The 19067-nt window shown below is 65.5% G+C and carries 20 protein-coding genes; 7 read left to right on the forward strand and 13 right to left on the reverse strand.

The window, feature by feature from the left end:
- Window positions 1-105: 105 nt before the first annotated feature.
- Window positions 106-726 (reverse strand): invasion associated locus B family protein, encoded by a 621-nt coding sequence (locus ACU0B3_RS03150; RefSeq protein ID WP_446259353.1) that lies wholly within the window; start codon window positions 724-726, stop codon window positions 106-108.
- Window positions 727-1163: 437 nt separating this feature from the next.
- Between ACU0B3_RS03150 and ACU0B3_RS03155 the strand changes: the two genes are divergently transcribed.
- Window positions 1164-2705, forward strand: coding sequence for a helicase HerA-like domain-containing protein (locus ACU0B3_RS03155; RefSeq protein ID WP_446259354.1), 1542 nt, complete (start codon window positions 1164-1166; stop codon window positions 2703-2705).
- A gap of 232 nt (window positions 2706-2937) precedes the next feature.
- On the opposite strand, the gene ACU0B3_RS03160 is transcribed toward ACU0B3_RS03155, so the two are convergent.
- The 10 genes from ACU0B3_RS03160 to ACU0B3_RS03205 form a co-directional block, all read right to left on the reverse strand.
- Entirely contained in the window at window positions 2938-3372 is a 435-nt protein-coding gene (locus ACU0B3_RS03160; protein ID WP_446259355.1) for a hypothetical protein, read from the reverse strand.
- Between the two features lie 78 nt (window positions 3373-3450).
- Window positions 3451-3903 carry a hypothetical protein gene (locus ACU0B3_RS03165; protein WP_446259356.1) on the reverse strand — a complete coding sequence of 151 codons (453 nt, stop codon included), beginning with the start codon at window positions 3901-3903 and terminating at the stop codon, window positions 3451-3453.
- Window positions 3904-5253, reverse strand: a complete 1350-nt coding sequence (locus ACU0B3_RS03170; RefSeq protein WP_446259357.1) for a branched-chain amino acid ABC transporter permease — start codon at window positions 5251-5253, stop codon at window positions 3904-3906.
- Window positions 5250-6260, reverse strand: coding sequence for a branched-chain amino acid ABC transporter permease (locus tag ACU0B3_RS03175; RefSeq protein ID WP_446259571.1), 1011 nt, complete (start codon window positions 6258-6260; stop codon window positions 5250-5252). The genes ACU0B3_RS03170 and ACU0B3_RS03175 overlap by 4 nt, the downstream gene beginning before the upstream one ends.
- Window positions 6260-6682 carry a hypothetical protein gene (locus ACU0B3_RS03180; RefSeq protein WP_446259358.1) on the reverse strand — a complete coding sequence of 141 codons (423 nt, stop codon included), beginning with the start codon at window positions 6680-6682 and terminating at the stop codon, window positions 6260-6262. The genes ACU0B3_RS03175 and ACU0B3_RS03180 overlap by 1 nt, the downstream gene beginning before the upstream one ends.
- Before the next feature lie 59 nt (window positions 6683-6741).
- The gene (locus tag ACU0B3_RS03185; protein WP_446259359.1) at window positions 6742-7062 is read right to left on the reverse strand and encodes a hypothetical protein; all 321 of its coding nucleotides are present in this window, start codon (window positions 7060-7062) and stop codon (window positions 6742-6744) included.
- Window positions 7063-7088: 26 nt separating this feature from the next.
- Window positions 7089-7850 (reverse strand): ABC transporter ATP-binding protein, encoded by a 762-nt coding sequence (locus ACU0B3_RS03190; RefSeq protein WP_446259572.1) that lies wholly within the window; start codon window positions 7848-7850, stop codon window positions 7089-7091.
- 142 nt (window positions 7851-7992) lie between these two features.
- Entirely contained in the window at window positions 7993-8574 is a 582-nt protein-coding gene (locus ACU0B3_RS03195) for a hypothetical protein (protein ID WP_446259360.1), read from the reverse strand.
- 81 nt (window positions 8575-8655) lie between these two features.
- Window positions 8656-9432 carry an ABC transporter ATP-binding protein gene (locus tag ACU0B3_RS03200; protein WP_446259361.1) on the reverse strand — a complete coding sequence of 259 codons (777 nt, stop codon included), beginning with the start codon at window positions 9430-9432 and terminating at the stop codon, window positions 8656-8658.
- A 61-nt stretch (window positions 9433-9493) separates the two neighbouring features.
- Complete coding sequence (locus ACU0B3_RS03205; protein WP_446259362.1) at window positions 9494-10693, reverse strand: ABC transporter substrate-binding protein; 1200 nt, start codon at window positions 10691-10693, stop codon at window positions 9494-9496.
- 147 nt (window positions 10694-10840) lie between these two features.
- On the opposite strand from ACU0B3_RS03205, the gene ACU0B3_RS03210 reads away from it, so the two are divergent.
- Window positions 10841-11944 carry a PQQ-dependent sugar dehydrogenase gene (locus tag ACU0B3_RS03210; protein ID WP_446259363.1) on the forward strand — a complete coding sequence of 368 codons (1104 nt, stop codon included), beginning with the start codon at window positions 10841-10843 and terminating at the stop codon, window positions 11942-11944.
- A 45-nt stretch (window positions 11945-11989) separates the two neighbouring features.
- Here ACU0B3_RS03210 and ACU0B3_RS03215 read toward each other — a convergent pair whose 3' ends face one another.
- A complete protein-coding gene (locus ACU0B3_RS03215) occupies window positions 11990-13021 on the reverse strand; it encodes a GlxA family transcriptional regulator (protein WP_446259364.1) in 1032 nt (343 codons plus the stop codon).
- Window positions 13022-13269: 248 nt separating this feature from the next.
- Between ACU0B3_RS03215 and ACU0B3_RS03220 the strand changes: the two genes are divergently transcribed.
- Complete coding sequence (locus ACU0B3_RS03220; RefSeq protein WP_446259365.1) at window positions 13270-14634, forward strand: class II 3-deoxy-7-phosphoheptulonate synthase; 1365 nt, start codon at window positions 13270-13272, stop codon at window positions 14632-14634.
- Window positions 14635-14958: 324 nt separating this feature from the next.
- Here ACU0B3_RS03220 and ACU0B3_RS03225 read toward each other — a convergent pair whose 3' ends face one another.
- Window positions 14959-15525: a PAS domain-containing protein gene (locus ACU0B3_RS03225; RefSeq protein WP_446259366.1), complete on the reverse strand. Its 567-nt coding sequence runs from the start codon at window positions 15523-15525 to the stop codon at window positions 14959-14961.
- A 281-nt stretch (window positions 15526-15806) separates the two neighbouring features.
- Between ACU0B3_RS03225 and ACU0B3_RS03230 the strand changes: the two genes are divergently transcribed.
- From ACU0B3_RS03230 to ACU0B3_RS03245, 4 genes are read left to right on the forward strand one after another with little or no spacing between them, the layout of a single operon-like run.
- Window positions 15807-16694 (forward strand): YicC/YloC family endoribonuclease, encoded by an 888-nt coding sequence (locus ACU0B3_RS03230; protein ID WP_446259367.1) that lies wholly within the window; start codon window positions 15807-15809, stop codon window positions 16692-16694.
- 16 nt (window positions 16695-16710) lie between these two features.
- Complete coding sequence (gmk, locus tag ACU0B3_RS03235; protein ID WP_446259368.1) at window positions 16711-17352, forward strand: guanylate kinase; 642 nt, start codon at window positions 16711-16713, stop codon at window positions 17350-17352.
- Window positions 17349-17876 carry a gamma carbonic anhydrase family protein gene (locus ACU0B3_RS03240; RefSeq protein ID WP_446259369.1) on the forward strand — a complete coding sequence of 176 codons (528 nt, stop codon included), beginning with the start codon at window positions 17349-17351 and terminating at the stop codon, window positions 17874-17876. Before gmk ends, ACU0B3_RS03240 begins: the two co-directional genes overlap by 4 nt.
- Window positions 17873-19063 carry a trans-sulfuration enzyme family protein gene (locus tag ACU0B3_RS03245; protein ID WP_446259370.1) on the forward strand — a complete coding sequence of 397 codons (1191 nt, stop codon included), beginning with the start codon at window positions 17873-17875 and terminating at the stop codon, window positions 19061-19063. The genes ACU0B3_RS03240 and ACU0B3_RS03245 overlap by 4 nt, the downstream gene beginning before the upstream one ends.
- Window positions 19064-19067 lie beyond the last annotated feature (4 nt).

The raw sequence follows: 19067 nt of genomic DNA on the forward strand, positions 1-19067 counted from the left end.
GTCAGGCCGCGCCGACCCGCCCCCATGGGGCGGCGCGATTGCGCCACCCCGCGGGACGGCGCGTGCACATCTGTTCCGAACGTATCAGGCTAAAGGTGGCCTTCTTTATCGCGACGCGATCACCGACGCCTTTTCAAGCCCGGCGGTAAAGCCTGTGAGCGACATCTCCAGCGATACGGTCTGGTCAGGCGCGGCGAACGGCACCAGCGTGACGACAGCCTTGGCCCCGCGCTGGTATTGCGAGACGTCCTCGGCCAGCAGACCGACGCGCGCATAGCAGCCGATTTGGTTGCAGAACGAATAGGGGTAGCGCTTGGCCTTGCCGCCGTCGACCGACACGGTCAGCTGCGAGGTGAGCAGCGTTTCGAGCGGCACGATAAAGGTCGCGCCGGCGCGTACGTCGCCCCCTTCGGGCAGGCGGAAGACGCTGACCTCGGCCACCGCGTTGCCGGTGGAATCGGTGAGCAGCTGGTAGAGCTGGCAGGGGTCTTCCTGCCCCTCGGGCGCGCGCAGGCACTGGATCGTCCAGTCACCGACGGTCTCGGTCACATAGGTCTCGCCGATGCGATTGCCTTCGGTGACCTCCTCACCGGTGCTGAATTCGGTGCCGACGCTCGGCTCGGCTGCGCCTTCGGTCGCCGCGCCATCTGTTGCCTCCTGGGCGAAGGCCGCGCCGCCAAGCGTCAGGGCCGCGATCAATGCCAGCGGAAGGGTGCGGTTAATCATGGAAATGCTCTCGTCAGCTCGTTCAGAATCTGCCCACGGCGTAGCATGGGTGTTCCGCACTGTCAGGCCCGATTTGGCGTCAGCGGCAACCGGTCGCCGATGGGCGCCGGAGGGCTGACAACGCCAGCTCGGACGCCCCGAAAACGGCACGAAAAAAGGGGCCGAAGCCGGCCCCTTTCAAACGTATTTCTCTCCCTGTCGGACTGGCCGACTTAGTATGTTCGAGACGCTACGCAACTTACCCACACCGGTCAACAGCTAATCCCGGGCATGGCGATCACAAAAAAAGCCGCACCCGAAGGTGCGGCCAGTCTGACAGGGAGGACGTCAACCTGACACATGCCAATGGCACGCCCGTCAGGCGGTTTGAGCTATACGTTTGGCTGGTTAATGGTAGGTTGCGCGCGCGTTCGGTGGTGACGGCAAGGGAAGAGGCGATGGCGGACAAGATCTTTATCGGTGGCGGCGGAGAGGACTATGCCGATCCGCAGGAGATGACGCTGAAATACGCCAACCGTCACGGGCTGATCGCCGGCGCGACGGGCACGGGCAAGACGGTCACGCTGCAGATCCTGGCGGAGAGTTTTTCGCAAAACGGCGTTCCGGTGTTCCTCGCGGATGTCAAAGGGGACCTGTCGGGGCTCGCCAAGTCCGGCACGCCCGAGCACAAGCTGCACGACGCCTTCATGTCCCGGGCGGCAAAGATCGGGTTCACGGATTACAATTACACTGCGTTTCCTGTCACGTTTTGGGATCTCTTTGGCCAAAAGGGCCACCCGGTCCGCACCACGGTGGCCGAGATGGGGCCCTTGCTGGTTTCGCGCCTGCTCGAGTTGACCGAGGCGCAGGAGGGGATCGTCAACATCGCCTTTCGCATCGCCGACGAGGAGGGCTGGCCGCTCCTCGATCTCAAGGACCTGCAGGCGCGTTTGGTGTGGATCGGGGAGAGCCGCGGCGATCTGAGCCTGCGGTACGGCAACATCTCGGTCGCCTCGATCGGGGCGATCCAGCGGCGGCTCTTGGTGCTGGAAAACCAGGGCGCGGCGGAGTTCTTTGGCGAACCGGCGTTGGCGCTGAGCGATATCATGGCGCGGGACACAGACGGGCGGGGGCGGATCAACATCCTGGCCGCCAACACGCTGATGTCCTCACCCCGGCTCTATGCGACGTTCCTTTTGTGGCTCCTCTCCGAGCTCTTCGAGGAGCTGCCGGAGGTGGGTGACCCGGACAAGCCCAAGCTGGTGTTTTTCTTCGACGAGGCGCATCTCTTGTTTGACGATGCTCCCAAAGCGCTCGTGGACAAGGTCGAGCAGGTCGCGCGGCTGATCCGGTCCAAGGGGGTCGGGGTGTACTTCATCACCCAGAACCCGGCGGACATTCCCGAGGACATCCTCGGCCAGCTCGGCAACCGCATCCAACACGCACTGCGCGCTTTTACGGCGCGGGATCGCAAGAACCTACGCATGGCGGCTGAGACCTACCGCGAGAACCCGCGCTTTTCGACCGAAGACGCGATCCGCGAGGTCGGCGTGGGCGAGGCGGTGACCTCGATGCTGCAGAAAAAGGGCGTGCCGGGTGTCGTCGAACGCACGTTGATCCGCCCGCCATCCTCGCAGCTTGGTCCGATCACAGACGCCGAGCGGGCGGCGCTCATGCTCGCCTCGCCCATGTCGGGTAAATACGATGACCCGGTCGACCGCCGGTCGGCCTACGAAGTGCTCAAGGACCGCGCCGCCAAGGCCGCCGCCGAAGCCGAGGCGCAAGAAGCGCGTGAAGAGGAGATGGAGGTTGCCGAACGCGAGTTCAACGCCGGACGACGGTACTCGGGGACAAGGGTGCCGCGCTCGTCATCGCGGAGCAGCCGCAAAGGGCAGGGCTTTGGCGAGGCCGTCGGCAAGATGGTGATGAAGGAGCTGACCGGCACCACCGGACGGCGCCTTGTGCGCGGGATCCTGGGTGGGCTGTTCAAAGGGCGGTAAGTCTTCGGGCCAAGGCGAACTTGCTGGCTAAGAAACAGCTTTGGCCCATTGAGTGCCAATCGTGACTACCGTCCAATCATAAGCAATGGCCATGCGTCCGTTCACGCGCCGGCCCGAGGGGCGGCGCGGCCTGACGTGACCGTCAGGCAGGCGCTTTGATTTAGGCAAAACAACAGCAAACTGAACATTGACCAACCTTCCGCTAGGTTTGGCCTTCAGCCAACACCCTACTCTACGGCATCTCAAACGCCTCAAGGCCCCGACCGTTCCACTCGACGTAGCTCGGGTATCCACTGGCCCGCTCAAGCGTGATTCGCGCACGCGGCGTGCCGGGCACGTCGAGCACCACGCCGTATTGCACCATGCGCGGGACGAGCTCGGCATCCCGGCGCAGGAACAACGTCGTCCGGCACACCGATCTCCCGCAGAGCGCGCTGTAGGGCGCGGCTCCAGCGCAGCGCAGGCCGGAATGGTCGATGATCAGGTCCGCGCGCCCATCACCGTCGAGGTCGGTGTTGTAGACCCCGTCCATGAAATGGCCCGGCGCCGCTCCGCACCCGCTGGCAATCGCCGCGTTGATCGTTGCGGCAACGGGATTTGGCTCGGCCAGCGCAGGGCCTGCGAGCAGGCTCCAGAACGCGGCCAAACAAACAAGAAATCGGGTCATCACGCGCCTCCTTGCAAGGGAGGTACCCGCGCTGTGCTTAAGGCCGGATGAAAGCGTGGCCGCCTTTTGGCTAAGGTTTTAACCGTCCGCCGAACAGAGGGTGACCGCCGCACACCTACGCGCCTCGAACCGGTCGAGCAAAGCGGCGGTGGCCGGCGTCACGACAAGCCCGGGACTGCTGCAGAGATACCCCGCGTGAGGCGCGAGATGCGTCAGGAAGGTCTCCTCCCAACCGTCCTCGGCCACCAGCATCTGCTCGGCGGAATAGAGCAAATGCTCGACAAAGGCCGTGTATGCACCGGCCTCGGGCCCCGCGAGCAGGGCGCAAGTGTCAGGCGCAGCGTATTGGGGGTGCGCGACGGCCAGCGACAGGTGCGCGCGAAAGGCAGTCCGGGCATCCTGCGCACGCGCCAAAGCGTCAGCCGCGTCCAGTTGCAGCTTGACCCCGACCAACGCCGCAACCGCAACGCAAGCTGTTACCGCGGCCGCCACCGCCTCCACAGATTTGGCATTGCGCGCCAGCCAGCTCACCTACCGCTCCGGGATGAGCCCGCGCGGGGAGAACCGCAGCACCACCAGCAGGATGATCCCCATCGTCAAAAGTCGCATATGCGCAACGCTGTCCAATAGGTGCAGGCGCAACGCGTTGTCCTCGGCCATGCCGGCGGTGATCAGACCCATCAGCTGCGCCCCCATCGGCTCCACCTGGACCCAGAGGAACCAGATCAGGAACCCGCCCAGAACCGCGCCAAGGTTGTTGCCCGACCCGCCCACGATCACCATCACCCAAATGAGAAAGGTGAACCGCAGCGGCTGGTAACTGCCCGGCGTCAGCTGCCCGTCGAGCGTCGTCATCATCGCGCCGCCCACGCCCACGATGGCCGAGCCCAGCACAAAGACCTGCAGATGCCGGCGGGTGACGTCCTTGCCCATCGCCTCTGCCGCGACCTCGTTGTCGCGGATCGCGCGCATCATCCGCCCCCAGGGCGAATTGCGCGCACGCTGCGAGAGCCACAAGAGCACCAGCAGCACCACCGCGAACAGCACCGTATAGGACAGCTTGACCGTGATCGCCGAGGCCGTGACCGGGTCCGCGCCAAGCGCCGCGACCTGATCCACAAAGGCCGGATCGTTCTGCAACGTGATCTCGTAAGGCACCGGGCGCGGAATGGGGCTGACATTCTTGACCCCGCGCGCAAGCCAATCCTCGTTCTTGAGCACGGCGATGACGATCTCGGAAATCCCCAGCGTCGCAATTGCGAGGTAATCCGAGCGCAGTCCCAGCGCCGTCTTGCCAATGAGCCACGCCGCACCCGCCGCAAGCAGCCCGCCCACAGGCCAGGCCAGCAGGACAAAGAGGTCCGCGCGGGGCAGGGCGCCTGGATCGCGGTCGCTGGCAAAGTGGTTGATCCCGCCAAGATAGCCCGTCGTCGCCGGGTTCACGCCCTCAACGGCCGCCTTGGCCGGGTCGAGCACCAAGCGGTAGAGCACAAATCCGACGATCAGGATGCCCAGCACCACCAGCGTCCGCCGGCGCCCCGCAGGCACTGCCGCATAGGCGAGCACCGCCGCCGTGACCGTCGCCGCACCCAGCACAAGCGCCGACAGGAGGCGCACGCCACCAGCGGCCCAGGCATCCTCGACCGGCGGCATGCCGACGAGCACGGCGCCCAAGCCTCCCAGCGCCACGAACCCCATGATCCCGACGTTGAAGAGCCCCGCAAACCCCCATTGCAGGTTCACGCCAAGCGCCATGATCGCGCTCACCAGCCCCATGTTCAGGATCAGCAGCGCCGAGTTCCAGGACTGCACAAACCCCGTCCCGATGATGAGGACGGCGACCAGGCCAAAGAGCAGCGGAACGCGTTGAGTGTCGCTCATACCGATTTCCCCGCAAACAATCCGGTGGGTTTGAACAGCAGCACCACCACCAGGATCGCAAAGCTCACCGCGAACTTGTAGTCGGTGGTCAAAAGCTGCGCGAGCCCGTCGGGCGCAATGGCTTCGGGCAGGATGTAATTGGCGATCTTCTTCCATGCGTAGGTGATCGTGACCTCGGAAAAGGCGACCACAAACCCGCCCGCGATGGCGCCCACCGGGTTGCCCAGCCCCCCGACGATGGCCGCTGCAAAGATCGGCAGCAGCAGCTGAAGGAAGACAAACGGCTTAAACGTCTTGTCGAGCCCGTAAAGCGTGCCTGCCACCGTGGCGAGCGCTGCCACGATCAGCCAGGTCACCATCACCACCTTCTCAGGGTTGATGCCCGAGAGCAGCGCCAGGTCTTCGTTGTCCGAATAGGCGCGCATCGACTTGCCCGTGCGCGTGCGGTTCAAAAACCAAAAGAGCAGCGCCACCACGATCACCGCGGTCACCAGCGTGATCCCTTGAGTGGTCTTGATCGCCAGCCCCTCGCGCAGCCCCGTCATCGCCTTGAACTCGCGTGCCGAAATGATGAAGCGCTCCCCATCCGCGAACCGCTGGTCATTTGGCCCGATGATGAAGCGCACGAGGCCATTCATGATGAACATCACACCAAGCGAGACGATCACAAAGATCACCGGCTTCGCCTTCTGCGCCCGGTAAAAGCGGTACACGACCCTGTCCGTCGCAAGGAGGAACGCCCCCGTGATGACAATCGCAAAGGGAAGCGCCAGCAGCGCCGTCGGAAGCGGCCCGAGCGAAACGCCCATCGACTGAAACCACCAGGTGATCAGGATCGCGAACATCGCGCCAAACGCCATGGTGTCCCCATGCGCAAAGTTCGAGAACCGCAGGATCCCATAGATCAACGTCACACCAAGCGCCCCCAGCGCCAGCTGCGCGCCATAGGCCGTGGCCGGCACGACGACAAAGTTCAGAAGCGCGACAAGGGCGTTGAGAAAGTCTATCATGATTGCACCCTTTCACACGTTCCACGCACGATGATCCCCACGGCCAAAGGCCCGCTGCCCGCCGAGATCTGCACCGTCGAGGTGAGCACGAAACTCATGTCGCGAAACACCACCAGGCTCTCGGCGCCGACCTGATCGCGCGGGCCACCGATACCGACCAGATGCGTGATCGACGTCGTCTCCTGCATGTCGTAGCGCGGTGCATCTTCCCTCGCGCGATACGGCATTTGCCCGGCGCGCGTATCGACGTAAAGCGGTACCGACGTGTCATGCGCATCGCACCACACGGCGCTGGTGCATTGCTCGACCGCTGTGCAGACGTACTGCCGGGTCTCAGCAAGCGCAGGCCCCGAGGGACACAGAACTGCCGCCGCAAGGCAAAGCCGCCGCGTAAAGCCCGACCGCAGCGCACCCGTCATCCACAAAACGGGCGCTGCCCGCGCCGTCTCAAACACACCATGCAACGCGCGCCTCAGCCTCACTCACACGTCCCCGCATAACTCACCATCTGCACATCCGAAAAGATATGCGTCGTATACCGCGCCGCGCCGCCCTTGGTGCGCGTCAGCATGTGCATCGCCCCAAGCCCATGCCCGACAAAGGCCCCCGTCTCGCCGCCACCCGAGTTCACCTCGATTGTCCCGAACTCCGTCACCAAAGTATCGCCGGAAATGGTGATCTCGAACGCGCTCTCCGCGCAGCCCTCGGTCTCGTAGCACTCCACGGTAAAGGTGCAGACCTCTTCAGCCAAAGCTGTCCCAGCGCTTGCCAGCACAAGCGCGGCGCAAAGCCCCTTCATCTTCCAAAATAAACTCAAATCCACCGCTATCCCCCCAGAAAAGACGCCCTAACCTCCGGGTCCGCCAGCAGCTCCTTGCCCGTCCCGGTATGCGCATTGCGCCCCTGCACCAGAACATAGCCTTTGTCTGCGATTTCAAGCGCTTGTCGGGCGTTCTGCTCGACCATGAGGATCGGGATGCCCGTGCGCGCGACCTCGATGATCCTGTCGAAAAGCTCGTCCATCACTATGGGCGAGACCCCCGCCGTCGGCTCGTCGAGCATCAGCACCTTCGGCTCCGTCATCAAGGCGCGGCCCACGGCGACCTGTTGACGCTGACCCCCCGAAAGCTCACCCGCCGGCTGGTGCCGCTTTTCGCGCAGGATCGGAAACAGGTCATAGACCTGCTCCATCGTGCCCGAAAAATCGTCGCGCCGGATAAAGGCGCCCATCTCCAGGTTCTCTTCTACCGTCATCGAGGTAAAGATGTTCGAAGTCTGCGGCACGAAGCCCATGCCCTTGAGCACCCGGTCCTGCGGGCTCAGCGCCGTGATGTCCTCGCCATCCAGACGCACCGCGCCCTGGCGCACGTCCAGCATGCCAAATATCGCCTTCATCGCCGTCGACTTGCCCGCGCCGTTGGGACCGACGATCACCGCGATCTCCCCGCGCTCCACCGCCACGGTGCAGTCGTGCAGGATGTCCGGCCCGGCGCCGTAACCGCCCGTCATCGTGTCCCCGATCAGGAAAGGCTCGGCGCGCGCCTCCGCCGCTGCCGCGCGCACGCGCGTCTCGGTCTCGTTCGACATGCCCTCGTGGTTCTCCCGCCCCGGATCCGGTGTCACCCAGCGGTCTAGCGCATCTTGGCGCGCCGCGCTATCGCCAAGCGCCCCAAACGAAAAACGCAGCCCCAAAAGGCTGCGTAGGGTCGTGACGGCGATGAAGGGCGCGTCAGGTGCCCGCCGGGTCCATCCGCACTTCGAAGTGCTTGAGCATATAGCCAATGATCTGGAACAGCCGGTCGTTCGGAATATCCGCCGTCATCCCCACCGAGATCCATGCCGTGCTATGCTCGCCGAACATCAAGACGCTCACTTTGGAGAGCAGAATGTCTCCCTCGGTCTGGTCATGGATGGCGACCGCAATGGGCAGGCCGTCATAGTCCATCTCCTGCCAGAGCCGCTCGCCGTAGGTGCGGCCATTGCCGTTCAGATCCGCCTCGAAGACGTTGCGCGCGTTCTGCACGCCAAACCCGTCCGCACGGCCCGCGTCCAGTGTCACCGCATTGGCAAAGACGTTCGGCTCCCCGCGGATAAAGAACTTGTTGTGCCGCTCCTCGCGCACCGCCCGATCGAGCTTCAGCGCAAAGCCGCCCTGGCACATCGACAACGTCTGATCGAGCTCGATGCACGTGCCGCCCGTCTGCTCCGCTTCAAGCGCAACAGGCGCGGCGGTGGCCGTCAACGCGCCAACACAAGCTGCAAAGATGGCCAGCCCAGTGATGCGGCGGATGCCGTGTGACAGAAAACGCATGAAAGTACCCTCGACTAATTGCTTCGAGGTGAGCGCTTCGCACAAAATCGCGGCAGGGTTATGGCAACGGCTCGGCAGGTGTCAGCTCGCCACCTTGTTCTTGAGACCCGTGCCCAGATACGCCTCGATCACTTCCGGGTTGGCCTTGATCTCCGCCAGCGTGCCCTCCGCCAGAACCTTGCCCTCGGCCATGCAAATGACCGGATCACAGAGCCGCCCGATGAAATCCATGTCGTGCTCGATCACGACAAACGTGTAGCCGCGCTCTTCATTCAATCTCTGAATTGCGTCCGCTATCGTATTGAGAAGCGTACGGTTTACGCCCGCGCCCACTTCATCGAGAAAGACGATCTTGGCATCGACCATCATCGTCCGCCCCAGCTCCAAAAGCTTTTTCTGCCCGCCCGAAACCTGGCCCGCCTTGTGGTCCGCCAAGTGCGAGATCGTCAGAAACTCCAGCACCTCGTCCGCCTTCGCCTTGAGCGCGCGCTCCTCGTCGGCGATGCGCTTGCGCCCGAACCAGGTATTCCACAGCGTCTCCCCCGACTGCGCGCCCGGCACCATCATCAGGTTCTCGCGGCAGGACATCGTGTGAAACTCGTGCGCGATCTGGAACGTGCGCAGCAGACCCTTGTGAAAGAGCGCGTGCGGCGGCAGGCCGGTGATGTCCGCACCCTCCATCGTGACCCGCCCCGAGGTCGGTTCAAGAACGCCCGCGATCACGTTGAAAAGCGTGGTTTTTCCCGCGCCATTTGGCCCGATCAGACCGGTGATCGAGCCTGTCTCGATCCGCAGCGACGCACCGTCCACGGCCCGAAAGCCGCCGAACTGCTTGACGATGTTCTCGACGACGATCATGCGCGCCTCCGCAAATGTAGGATGGGTGCTGGCCCCCATCCCACGTCTTGATGCCCGCCGATCAGCGGTACTTGGCTGTCGTGATCTTGCCGCCTTCGACGACGATCTGACGGTAGTTGCCAGCGCTTTCGCCCGGGCCGATCAACTCGACCGCCGTGGCGCCGACGTAGTCGATGTCACCGCCATCTGCGAGGATCTGCAGCGCCTTCGCGAGTTCACCGGGGAAGATCTGCTCGCCCGGCGCGTTGGCCACGTCCATCACGCTGTCTTTGTAGACGCCCGGGTCTTCGGACCCTGCCGCCTGCATCGCCAGCATGATCAGCGCTGCCGCGTCATAGCTTTCCGGGGTGAAGGGCGAGGTGGCGTCGAACGCATCACCCACCATCTCGGTGAACATCGCGGCACCATTGCTGTCGGTGCCCGGGTGCTGGCCGGTGGAGCCTTCGATCTCGTCGCCAAAGTTCGCCTCGAGCTGCGCGCCGATCATCCCGTCGGGGAAGTGGAAGGTGTCGAACGCGCCCTGGTCGATGGCCGCGCGCACAATGCCCGAGCCGCCCTGATCGACGTAGCCCGCGACGACGAGGCGCTCACCGCCGGCCGAGGCCAGCGCGCCGACTTCGGCCGAATAGTCCGCCTTGCCGTCTTCATGCGCGGCCGAAATGGTGACCGTGCCGCCGGCTTCTTCGAAGGCCGCCTGGAATGCGTCCGCGAGGCCCTTGCCGTAGTCGTTGTTGGTGTAAGTCACCGCGACTTCCATGATGCCTTCTTCCATCAGGACTTCGGTCATCACGACGCCCTGGCGCGCATCCGACGGAGCCGTGCGGAAAAAGAGGCCGTTGTCCTCGTTGTTCATGTGGCTGAGGCCCGGCGAGGTGGCCGAGGGCGAGATCATCACGACGCCGTTGGCAACGGCCACGTTGTTGAGGATCGCGCCGGTCACACCCGAGCAGTCCGCGCCCATGATGCCCTTGACGCCGTCCGAGGTGATCAGACGTTCCGCCGCTGCCTGAGCAGCCGCTGCATCCACGCATGTCGAGTCGGCGCGCACGCCCATCACCGACTTGCCGCCCAGCAGCAGCCCGCTGTCCGAGACTTCCTGCATCGCCAGCTCGGCGCCGTCGCCCATCGACGGGGTCAGCGATTCGATCGGGCCGGTGAAGCCCAGGATGATGCCCAGTTTGATGTCGGCGCCATGCCCGTCGGCTGCCGCAGCACCCGCCAGAGCCAGACTCGCGGCCGAAGCCATAAGCACTTTTTTCATGTCATACTCTCCCAAAGTTGGATTCTTGATCCGGGGCAAAGCCTAAGCGGGCCTGTGCCGAAAGGGAAGCGTTCGCGCATCCGTGACTGGCAGACCCCACGCGCGTCCCTAAATCAAAGGCAGCTTTGACCTTGCAAGGAGCGCGTCATGCGTCTCATCTCCCTTCTGATCGCGGCGGCCTCCACGGCGGCGTTGCCCGCACTGGCACAACAGACCCTGCCCACCTCCCAGGTGACGATCGAGCGTATGGCAGACGGCTTTGACGAGCCCTGGGCGGTCGCCATCCTGCCCGAGGGCGGCTTTCTCGTCTCCGAGCGCCCGGGCACGCTGGTGCATGTACGCGCAGACGGCAGCCGGACGGACGTGGACGGCGTGCCGCGCGTGCGCGCCACCGGGCAGGGCGGCCTTCTGGACGTGATCATCGCACGCGATTTCGACACGTCCCGGCGCATCTACATGACCTTTGCCAAACCGCAGGGCCTTCTGGGGCGCAACGAAGGGACGGCGCTCGCGACCGCCGTGCTCTCCGCCGATGGCACGTCGCTCGAGGACGTGGACACGATCTGGGAGATGCAGCCCGGCTCGGGCGGCGGCTTCCACTTTGGCTCTCGTGTGGTCGAGGCGCCGGACGGCACCCTCTTTGTCACCATCGGCGACCGCGGCGACCGCCCGACGGCGCAGGACCTGTCGGTCCACAACGGCTCTGTCGTGCGCGTCACGCCCACCGGCGCCGTACCGAGCGACAACCCGTTTGTCGGACAATCCGGCGCCCTTGACGAGATCTGGTCCTATGGCCACCGCAACCCGCAGGGCGCGACGCTCGACCTTGCCGGCAACCTCGTGACCGTCGAGCACGGCGCGGCGGGCGGCGACGAAATCAACCGCATCACGCGCGGCGCCAACTACGGCTGGCCGGTGATCTCCTACGGCGAGCACTATTCGGGCGGCCAGATCGGCGAGGGCACCGCGAAGGAAGGCATGGAGCAACCCGCCTACTACTGGGACCCGTCAATGGCCCCCTCGGGCATGATGATCTACTCCGGCGCGCTCTGGCCCGAATGGGAGGGCGACATCTTTGTCGGCTCGCTCAAGTTCAGCTACATCTCCGTCCTCGACGGCGATCCGCTGCGCGAACACACCCAGATCGAGGGCGACGAGACCGGCCGCGTGCGCGACGTGCGCGAGGCGCCCGACGGGTCGATCTGGTTCATCTCCGTCGTCGACGGCGCAGTTTACAGAATGACGCCGTGAGGCACCCGTAGGATGGGTGATTTCACCCATCCCACCTGAGGCCCGCTACACCGACAGGCGCGCGCTCATCGTCCCGCGTTCGCGGTATGGCGTCGTGTCGTAATGCGCCCGGTAGCACTTGGAAAAGTGCGAGGGCGAGGTGAACCCGCAGGCCAGCGCCACGTTGATCACGCTCATCTCGGTCTGCAAGAGCAGGTTACGCGCTTTCTGCAGGCGAAGCTCCATATAGTATCGCTTGGGAGAGCGGTTGAGATACCGCCGGAAGAGCCGTTCCAGCTGGCGCGTCGACATGCCCACGTCCGAGGCGAGGATCGAGGGGCTGATCGGCTCCTCGATGTTTTGCTCCATCAACTGGATCACCTGGCTCAGCTTGGGATGGCGCACCCCGATCCGTGTCGGGATCGACAGGCGCTGCGTGTCCTGGTCGGTGCGGATCGACGAGTAGATCAGCTGATCGGCCACCACGTTGGCCAGGTCCTTGCCATGCGCGTCCGCGATCAGAGTCAGCATCAGATCGATGGACGACGTCCCGCCCGCCGTCGTGTAGCGGTTGCCGTCGATGACAAAGACCGACTTCGACAGCGCCACCTCCTCGAACTCCTCGCCAAAGCTGTCCTGGTTCTCCCAGTGGATCGTCGCCTTCTTGCCGTCGAGAAGCCCGGCCTTGGCCATCGTGTGCGCCGCCGTACAAAGCCCTCCGATGGTCACCCCGCGCCGCGCCTCGCGACGTAGCCAGTTGAGCACCGCCTTTGAGGTGTTCGCCTGCACATCAATGCCGCCGCAGACCAGAAGCGTGTCGTCCCGCGTCAGCTCGTCGAGGCCGCCCTGCACATTCAGCTCGATCCCGTTCGAGCAGCGCGCCGTCGCGCCGTTCTCGCTGACCAGATGCCAGTCAAAGATCGCCCGCCCGACGTATTTGTTGGCGAGCCTCAGCGGCTCGATCGCGCTCGCAAACGACAGGAACGTAAAGTCGTTGAGCAGCAGGAACACAAACCGTGCCGGGCGGTCCTCGGGGCGCACAGCGCCGTCGCGCAGGCTGGTCGCGCGCAGGGCAGGGCGGGCAGGGGCAGTCGTCATTGGGTTGCCGTCATGTTGCGACAACAGTCACGAGGTGCAGTCATGGTGTACAGTCATGGGCGCGGGCCGTCTCGTCGTGGGCAAAGGCCGGTGAACACAAACTCAAACCCAAGCGTCGAAACCGGCGCAAGGTGTCGCAATCTGGACCTATCGCAATTCGCAGGTCAATTGGAAATCGGCAGTGGCGGAGGCGTTAGCGCTCGCGTATAGCTGCGCTCTGGACACCTTCGCATACGGGAGATATCGCGATGAGCACGTGGCAGAAAACCGACTGGCGCAAAAAGCCCAGGGTTCAGATGCCCGAATACACGGATTCGGGCGCTTTGGAGGCTGTCGAAGGTCAGCTGGCGCAGTATCCGCCGCTTGTCTTTGCCGGCGAGGCGCGCCGCCTCAAGGCGCAGCTGGCCGCCGCCTCGCGCGGGGAGGCGTTTGTGCTGCAGGGCGGCGATTGCGCCGAGAGCTTCCAGCAGTTCAGCGCCGACGCGATCCGCGACACGTTTAAGGTCATGCTGCAGATGGCCATCGTGCTGACCTACGGCGCCAAGGTGCCGGTGGTGAAGATCGGGCGCATGGCCGGCCAGTTCGCCAAACCGCGCTCGGCGCCGACCGAGACCGTGAACGGGATCGAGCTGCCGAGCTACCGCGGCGACATCATCAACGAGCTGGACTTCACGCCCGAGGCGCGCATCCCGGACCCGTCCAAGATGCTGCAGGCCTACACCCAGGCGGCGGCGACGCTGAACCTTCTGCGCGCCTTTTCGACGGGCGGCTACGCGGACGTGCACCAGGTGCACGCCTGGACGCTCGGCTTTACCAAAAGCGAGCGCGCCGCGCAGTACCGCGACATGGCGCACCGGATCAGCGACACGCTCGATTTCATGACCGCCGCCGGCGTCACCGCCGAGACCGCGCACAGCCTGCAGACGGTGGACTTTTACACGAGCCACGAGTCGCTCCTGCTGGAGTATGAAGAGGCGCTGACCCGCCAGGACACCACGTCAGGCAAGTGGCTCGCGGGGTCGGGCCACATGATCTGGATCGGCGACCGCACGCGTCAGCCGGACGGGGCGCATGTCGAATTCGCGCGCGGCGTGCTGAATCCGATCGGGCTCAAATGTGGGCCGACCACGACCGCCGACGACCTCAAGGTGCTGATGGCCAAGCTCAACCCAGAGAACGAAGAGGGGCGCCTGACGCTGATCGCGCGCTTTGGCGCGGGCAAGGTGGGCGAGCACCTGCCGCGCCTCATCCAGGCGGTCAAGGAAGAGGGGGCCAACGTGCTCTGGTCGTGTGACGCGATGCACGGCAACACGATCAAATCGGCTTCGGGCTACAAGACGCGGCCCTTCCAGTCGGTCATGCAGGAGGTCCGCGACTTCTTTGCCGTCCACCGCGCCGAGGGCACCGTGCCGGGCGGCGTGCATTTCGAGATGACCGGCCAGGACGTGACCGAATGCACCGGCGGCGTGCGCGACGTGACCGACGAGAACCTCGCCTCGCGCTACCACACCGCGTGCGACCCGCGCCTCAACGCCTCGCAGTCCCTGGAACTCGCGTTCCTCGTGGCCGAAGAGCTGGTCAGCTACCGCCAGTCGCTCCGCGCCGCCGGGTAGGGCGCGGGACAAATAGCTTCGAACGAAGGGCCGCCTGCGATGGGCGGCCCTTTTGCGTTTCGGTAACAGCCAGAATCCTGGTCGAGAACTTCCGGTGCAGAGCCCGGTCGCCCAAGCAGCCAACGGAACCACAAGCTGAAGCGTTGGTATTTGGATATTTTCAGCCAGAAGAAGGCAGAGACCCGCCAAGACTTTCGAGCGCAGGTCCCATGCTTCTCTGGTTCAAAAATACCTAAATTCGACGGTGACACTCTTGGGGACGCTCGATCATTGGAGGGGCGGCACTTCTCTGTTTCAGCCGCGCATGAAAGCCCGTGTGGCCGACTAAGGCGTTCCGACGATCCGTAGGTGCGGGACTTTGGAAGGCCGTAGGGTCGGTGCATCCGTGTCGGCTGATTGATCGCGCGGTGCGCCTCCGAGCTCCAAAATCTCGCCGATGGTCAGCCGGGTCGGGGAGGTTGGCAGGGTTGTTGCCGGTGCCAAGCCGCCGAGGAGGCGGGTGATGCGACCTTCATCGTCTCGGAGCGGCAGGAGCAGCATGTAGCCCGCCAGATGGCCGAGGGGCGTGTGGAGTGTCAGGCGCAGGGGTGCCTTGCCGGTGCAGCAGCGCTCGATGGCCTCGGAGAGCACCTTGCGCGCGCCGGCACGGAAGAGCGCGCTGAGCGGCAGGCCGCGGGCTTCGAGGCCGATGACCCTGCCGATACCAGCGCCCGCAATGCGCAGGCGCGCGGTGCCGGGCGCGATCCGTTCGGCGAGGAACACCGCGTCAAGGTGCGGCTCGAGCCCGCGCGGGTCGACGTCCGAGCGCCACGGCACATCGCGTCCGTCGCGCAGCGCACGCCAGTAGGCTTCGATCTGCTGCAAAGGCAGCGTTGCAACTGCAGGGCCCATGCGCATCTGCGCAGTCCCCTGTTCCAGAGGTCTGTGACCGGTCAGCATGCTGTGTCCCCTACCATACTTGTCCATCCGGCGGTGCCTCCGATGTCCCTCCAGAGGCAGCGCCGGGGTGATCTCGATGCGCGCCTTGTGGGCGTCAAACCTTAGCAAAATCTTAACATAGGCCACAAAGCCCGCCGCCGCTGCCAAATAGTGAGCCCAAGGTTAACGGACCGAGGCTTGCCCGCGTGCCTCGTTTGGCATTAGGTCGGCGCGGGTAACCGCGGGGGGTGCGCGTGACACGATCGATGACGGGATTTGCCTCCGGCACGGGCGCGATGGACGGTGCGCGCTGGAGCTGGGAGCTGCGCTCGGTGAACGGGCGCGGGCTCGACCTGCGGCTGCGTGTGCCGGACTGGATCGCGGGGCTCGAGCCGGCGCTGCGTACGCGTCTCGGGCAGGCCATGGCGCGTGGCTCGGTGACGCTGAACCTGCGCGTGACGCGCGAGGGGGAGACCGGCGCGCTGACGCTCGACACCGGCGCGCTCGACACCGTGCTGGACGCGCTCGCCGAGGCCGAGAGCCGGGCGATGGCGCGCGGCCTGACCCTGGCACCCGCGACGGCGGCGGATCTGATCGGCCTGCGCGGCGTGCTGGACATCGGCGCGGCGCCGGAGCTGGACACCGCGCCGCTCAAGACGGCACTGCTCGAAGATTTCGAAGGTATCCTGAGCGACTTTCTGGACGCGCGCGCGCGCGAGGGGGCGGCGCTTGCAGAGGTGCTGACGCAGACCGTGGACCGGATCGCTGCGCTGACGGCTGAGGCGCGCGCGCTGGTGCCGGCCCGCGGCGATGCTCTCCGCGCCGGGTTTCTGGCGGCTGTCGACCGTGCCGCGCTGGCAGACCTCGACGAGGCCCGCGCGGCGCAGGAGATCGCACTCCTCGCGGTCAAGACGGACGTGGCCGAAGAGCTGGACCGGCTCGAGGCGCATGTGGAGGCGGCGCGCGCGCTGATCGCCTCGGACACGCCGGCGGGGCGCAAGCTCGATTTCCTGTCCCAGGAGTTCAACCGCGAGGCCAATACGCTCTGCTCGAAGGCGCAGCACGGCGCGATGACGGCGCTTGGCCTTGAGATGAAAGTTGCCATCGACCAGCTGCGCGAACAGGTCCAGAATGTCGAGTGACCTGCCCGGAGCCGCCATGCCTGACCGCCGTGGATTGCTGATCATCCTCTCCTCGCCCTCGGGCGCAGGCAAGTCGACGCTCGCGCGCCGGTTGCGCAGCTGGGACCCAACCATCCGGTTTTCTGTGTCGGCGACGACGCGCACGCCGCGCCCCGGGGAGGTCGACGGGCAGGACTATCACTTCACCTCGGAGGGCGGATTTCGGCGCATGGTGACGGACGGACAGATGCTGGAGCACGCGCATGTCTTTGGCAATTTCTACGGCTCGCCGCTGGGTCCGGTGAAGGAGGCGACGGACAGCGGGTGCGACGTGCTTTTCGATATCGACTGGCAGGGCGCGCAGCAGATCCGCAACTCGGCGCTCCGGGACAACGTGCTGTCGATTTTCCTGCTGCCGCCGTCGATTGCCGAGCTGCGGGCAAGGCTAGAAGGGCGGGCGCAGGACGGGGCGGAGGTCATCGACAAGCGCATGCAGAAAAGCTGGGACGAGATCAGCCACTGGGACGCTTACGATTACGTGCTGGTGAACGAAGCGCTCGACACGACCGAGGCGCAGCTGAAGACCATCATCGAGGCGGAGCGCCTGCGCCGCGACCGCCAGCCGGGGCTGGTGGCGCATGTGCGCGGGCTGCAGGAAGAATTCGAGGTACGCACATGACATCAGGACTTTATGCGCTGGACGGGAACCGCCCAGAGGTGAACGGCACCGCTTGGATTGCACCTGGCTGCCACGTAATCGGAAAGGTGCGGCTCGGCGCGGGCACGTCGGTCTGGTTCGGCGCGGTGCTGCGCGGCGACAACGAGTGGATCGAGATAGGCGCGGGCACCAATGTGCAGGAGAACACGGTGATGCACACCGATATCGGCTACCCGCTGACCATCGGCACGGGCTGCACGATCGGGCACAAGGCGATGCTGCACGGCTGCACGATTGCGGACAACGTGCTGATCGGGATGGGGGCGACGGTGCTCAATGGGGCGGTGATCGGGGAGAACTCGCTGATCGGCGCGGGCGCGCTGGTGACCGAGGGCAAGAAGATCCCGCCGGGCAGTCTGGTGATGGGCCAGCCGGGGCGCGTGGTGCGCCAGCTCGATGACGCCGCCATCATGGGTCTGCGCGCCTCGGCTGCGCATTACCAGGAGAACGCGGCGCGATTTGCCGACGGGCTCGAGCCGCTATGAGCCGCAAGCCGAACCAGCGCCCGTCGCTGATGCGCCCGGACGTGCCTCCGGCGAGCCTCTCGACGCCGGTTGCCACGCCCTTGATGCCGTCGGTGGTCTATGCCTCCGCGACGCCGGATGAGCTCGACCTGCAATACGAGGGGCAGGAGAGCGGTTACACCTATTCCCGGGAGGGCCATCCCAACGCGGACGTGGTCGCCGCGCGCATCGACCGGATGGAGGGCGCCTCGGGCGGCGTCGTGACGGCGTCGGGCATGGCGGCGGTCTCGGCGGTGCTGATGGGGCTTTTGGCCGCGGGTGACCACGTGGTCGGAGGCGACCAGCTCTATGGCCGGTCGCTGCGCATGATGGGCGAGGACCTGCCGCGGCTGGGGATCGCGACGACGCTGGCGGATGTGACCGATGCCGCAGCCGTGGAGGCCGCGCTGCGTCCCGAGACCAGACTGGTGCTGATCGAGGTCGTCTCCAACCCGACGCTGCGGGTGGCGGACGTCAAGGGGATCGCCGCGCTCTGCAAGGCGCGGGGCATCCTGCTTGCGGTCGACAACACCTTTACCACGCCCGGGCTGATCCAGCCGCTGAGGCTGGGGGCGGACATCGTGATCCACTCGATCACCAAGCTGCTGGCGGGCCATTCGGACGTCATGGCGGGCTATGTCTGTGCCGCGGATCCTGCGGTGAACGTGCGGCTGCGGACCTTTGTGGTGACCACCGGCATGACGCCGTCGCCGTTCGATTGCTGGCTCGCGGAGCGCGGGATGCTGTCGTTCGAATTGCGGCTCGACCGCGCGCAGCGGACGGCGGCGCAGTTGGCGGGTCACCTCAGCCGTCATCGGGGCGTTGCAGAGGTGCTCTATCCCGGCCTTGAAAGCCACCCGCAAGCGGCGCGGGCGGCTGATCTCCTGGGCGGGCAGGGCGGTAACATGGTGAGCTTTGTGATCCCCGGCGGTCGCACCGCGGCGAACGCGCTGGCGCGCGGCGCCGAAGGGATCGCCTTTGCGCCCACGCTGGGGGACGTCGGCACGACCCTCTCGCATCCGGCCAGCTCCTCGCACCGGGCGCTGACAGCGGAACGGCGCGAAGCGCTTGGCATGCCCGAAGGGTTTTTCCGCGTCTCCGTCGGGCTCGAGGACGCGGATGCGCTCTGCGCCGTCTTCGACGCGGCGCTCGCCGAGGTGGACGCCTAGGGCC

The sequence above is a fragment of the Pseudaestuariivita sp. genome (assembly GCF_052825805.1).

Coding starts and splice junctions, on each gene's coding strand:
- ACU0B3_RS03150 (WP_446259353.1), bottom strand. CDS start 726: ATGATTAACCGCACCCTTCCGCTGGCATTGATCGCGGCCCTGACGCTT.
- ACU0B3_RS03155 (WP_446259354.1), top strand. CDS start 1,164: ATGGCGGACAAGATCTTTATCGGTGGCGGCGGAGAGGACTATGCCGAT.
- ACU0B3_RS03160 (WP_446259355.1), bottom strand. CDS start 3,372: ATGACCCGATTTCTTGTTTGTTTGGCCGCGTTCTGGAGCCTGCTCGCA.
- ACU0B3_RS03170 (WP_446259357.1), bottom strand. CDS start 5,253: ATGAGCGACACTCAACGCGTTCCGCTGCTCTTTGGCCTGGTCGCCGTC.
- ACU0B3_RS03180 (WP_446259358.1), bottom strand. CDS start 6,682: ATGACGGGTGCGCTGCGGTCGGGCTTTACGCGGCGGCTTTGCCTTGCG.
- ACU0B3_RS03185 (WP_446259359.1), bottom strand. CDS start 7,062: ATGAAGGGGCTTTGCGCCGCGCTTGTGCTGGCAAGCGCTGGGACAGCT.
- ACU0B3_RS03190 (WP_446259572.1), bottom strand. CDS start 7,850: ATGTCGAACGAGACCGAGACGCGCGTGCGCGCGGCAGCGGCGGAGGCG.
- ACU0B3_RS03195 (WP_446259360.1), bottom strand. CDS start 8,574: ATGCGTTTTCTGTCACACGGCATCCGCCGCATCACTGGGCTGGCCATC.
- ACU0B3_RS03200 (WP_446259361.1), bottom strand. CDS start 9,432: ATGATCGTCGTCGAGAACATCGTCAAGCAGTTCGGCGGCTTTCGGGCC.
- ACU0B3_RS03205 (WP_446259362.1), bottom strand. CDS start 10,693: ATGAAAAAAGTGCTTATGGCTTCGGCCGCGAGTCTGGCTCTGGCGGGT.
- ACU0B3_RS03210 (WP_446259363.1), top strand. CDS start 10,841: ATGCGTCTCATCTCCCTTCTGATCGCGGCGGCCTCCACGGCGGCGTTG.
- ACU0B3_RS03215 (WP_446259364.1), bottom strand. CDS start 13,021: ATGACGACTGCCCCTGCCCGCCCTGCCCTGCGCGCGACCAGCCTGCGC.
- ACU0B3_RS03220 (WP_446259365.1), top strand. CDS start 13,270: ATGAGCACGTGGCAGAAAACCGACTGGCGCAAAAAGCCCAGGGTTCAG.
- ACU0B3_RS03225 (WP_446259366.1), bottom strand. CDS start 15,525: ATGGGCCCTGCAGTTGCAACGCTGCCTTTGCAGCAGATCGAAGCCTAC.
- gmk (WP_446259368.1), top strand. CDS start 16,711: ATGCCTGACCGCCGTGGATTGCTGATCATCCTCTCCTCGCCCTCGGGC.
- ACU0B3_RS03240 (WP_446259369.1), top strand. CDS start 17,349: ATGACATCAGGACTTTATGCGCTGGACGGGAACCGCCCAGAGGTGAAC.
- ACU0B3_RS03245 (WP_446259370.1), top strand. CDS start 17,873: ATGAGCCGCAAGCCGAACCAGCGCCCGTCGCTGATGCGCCCGGACGTG.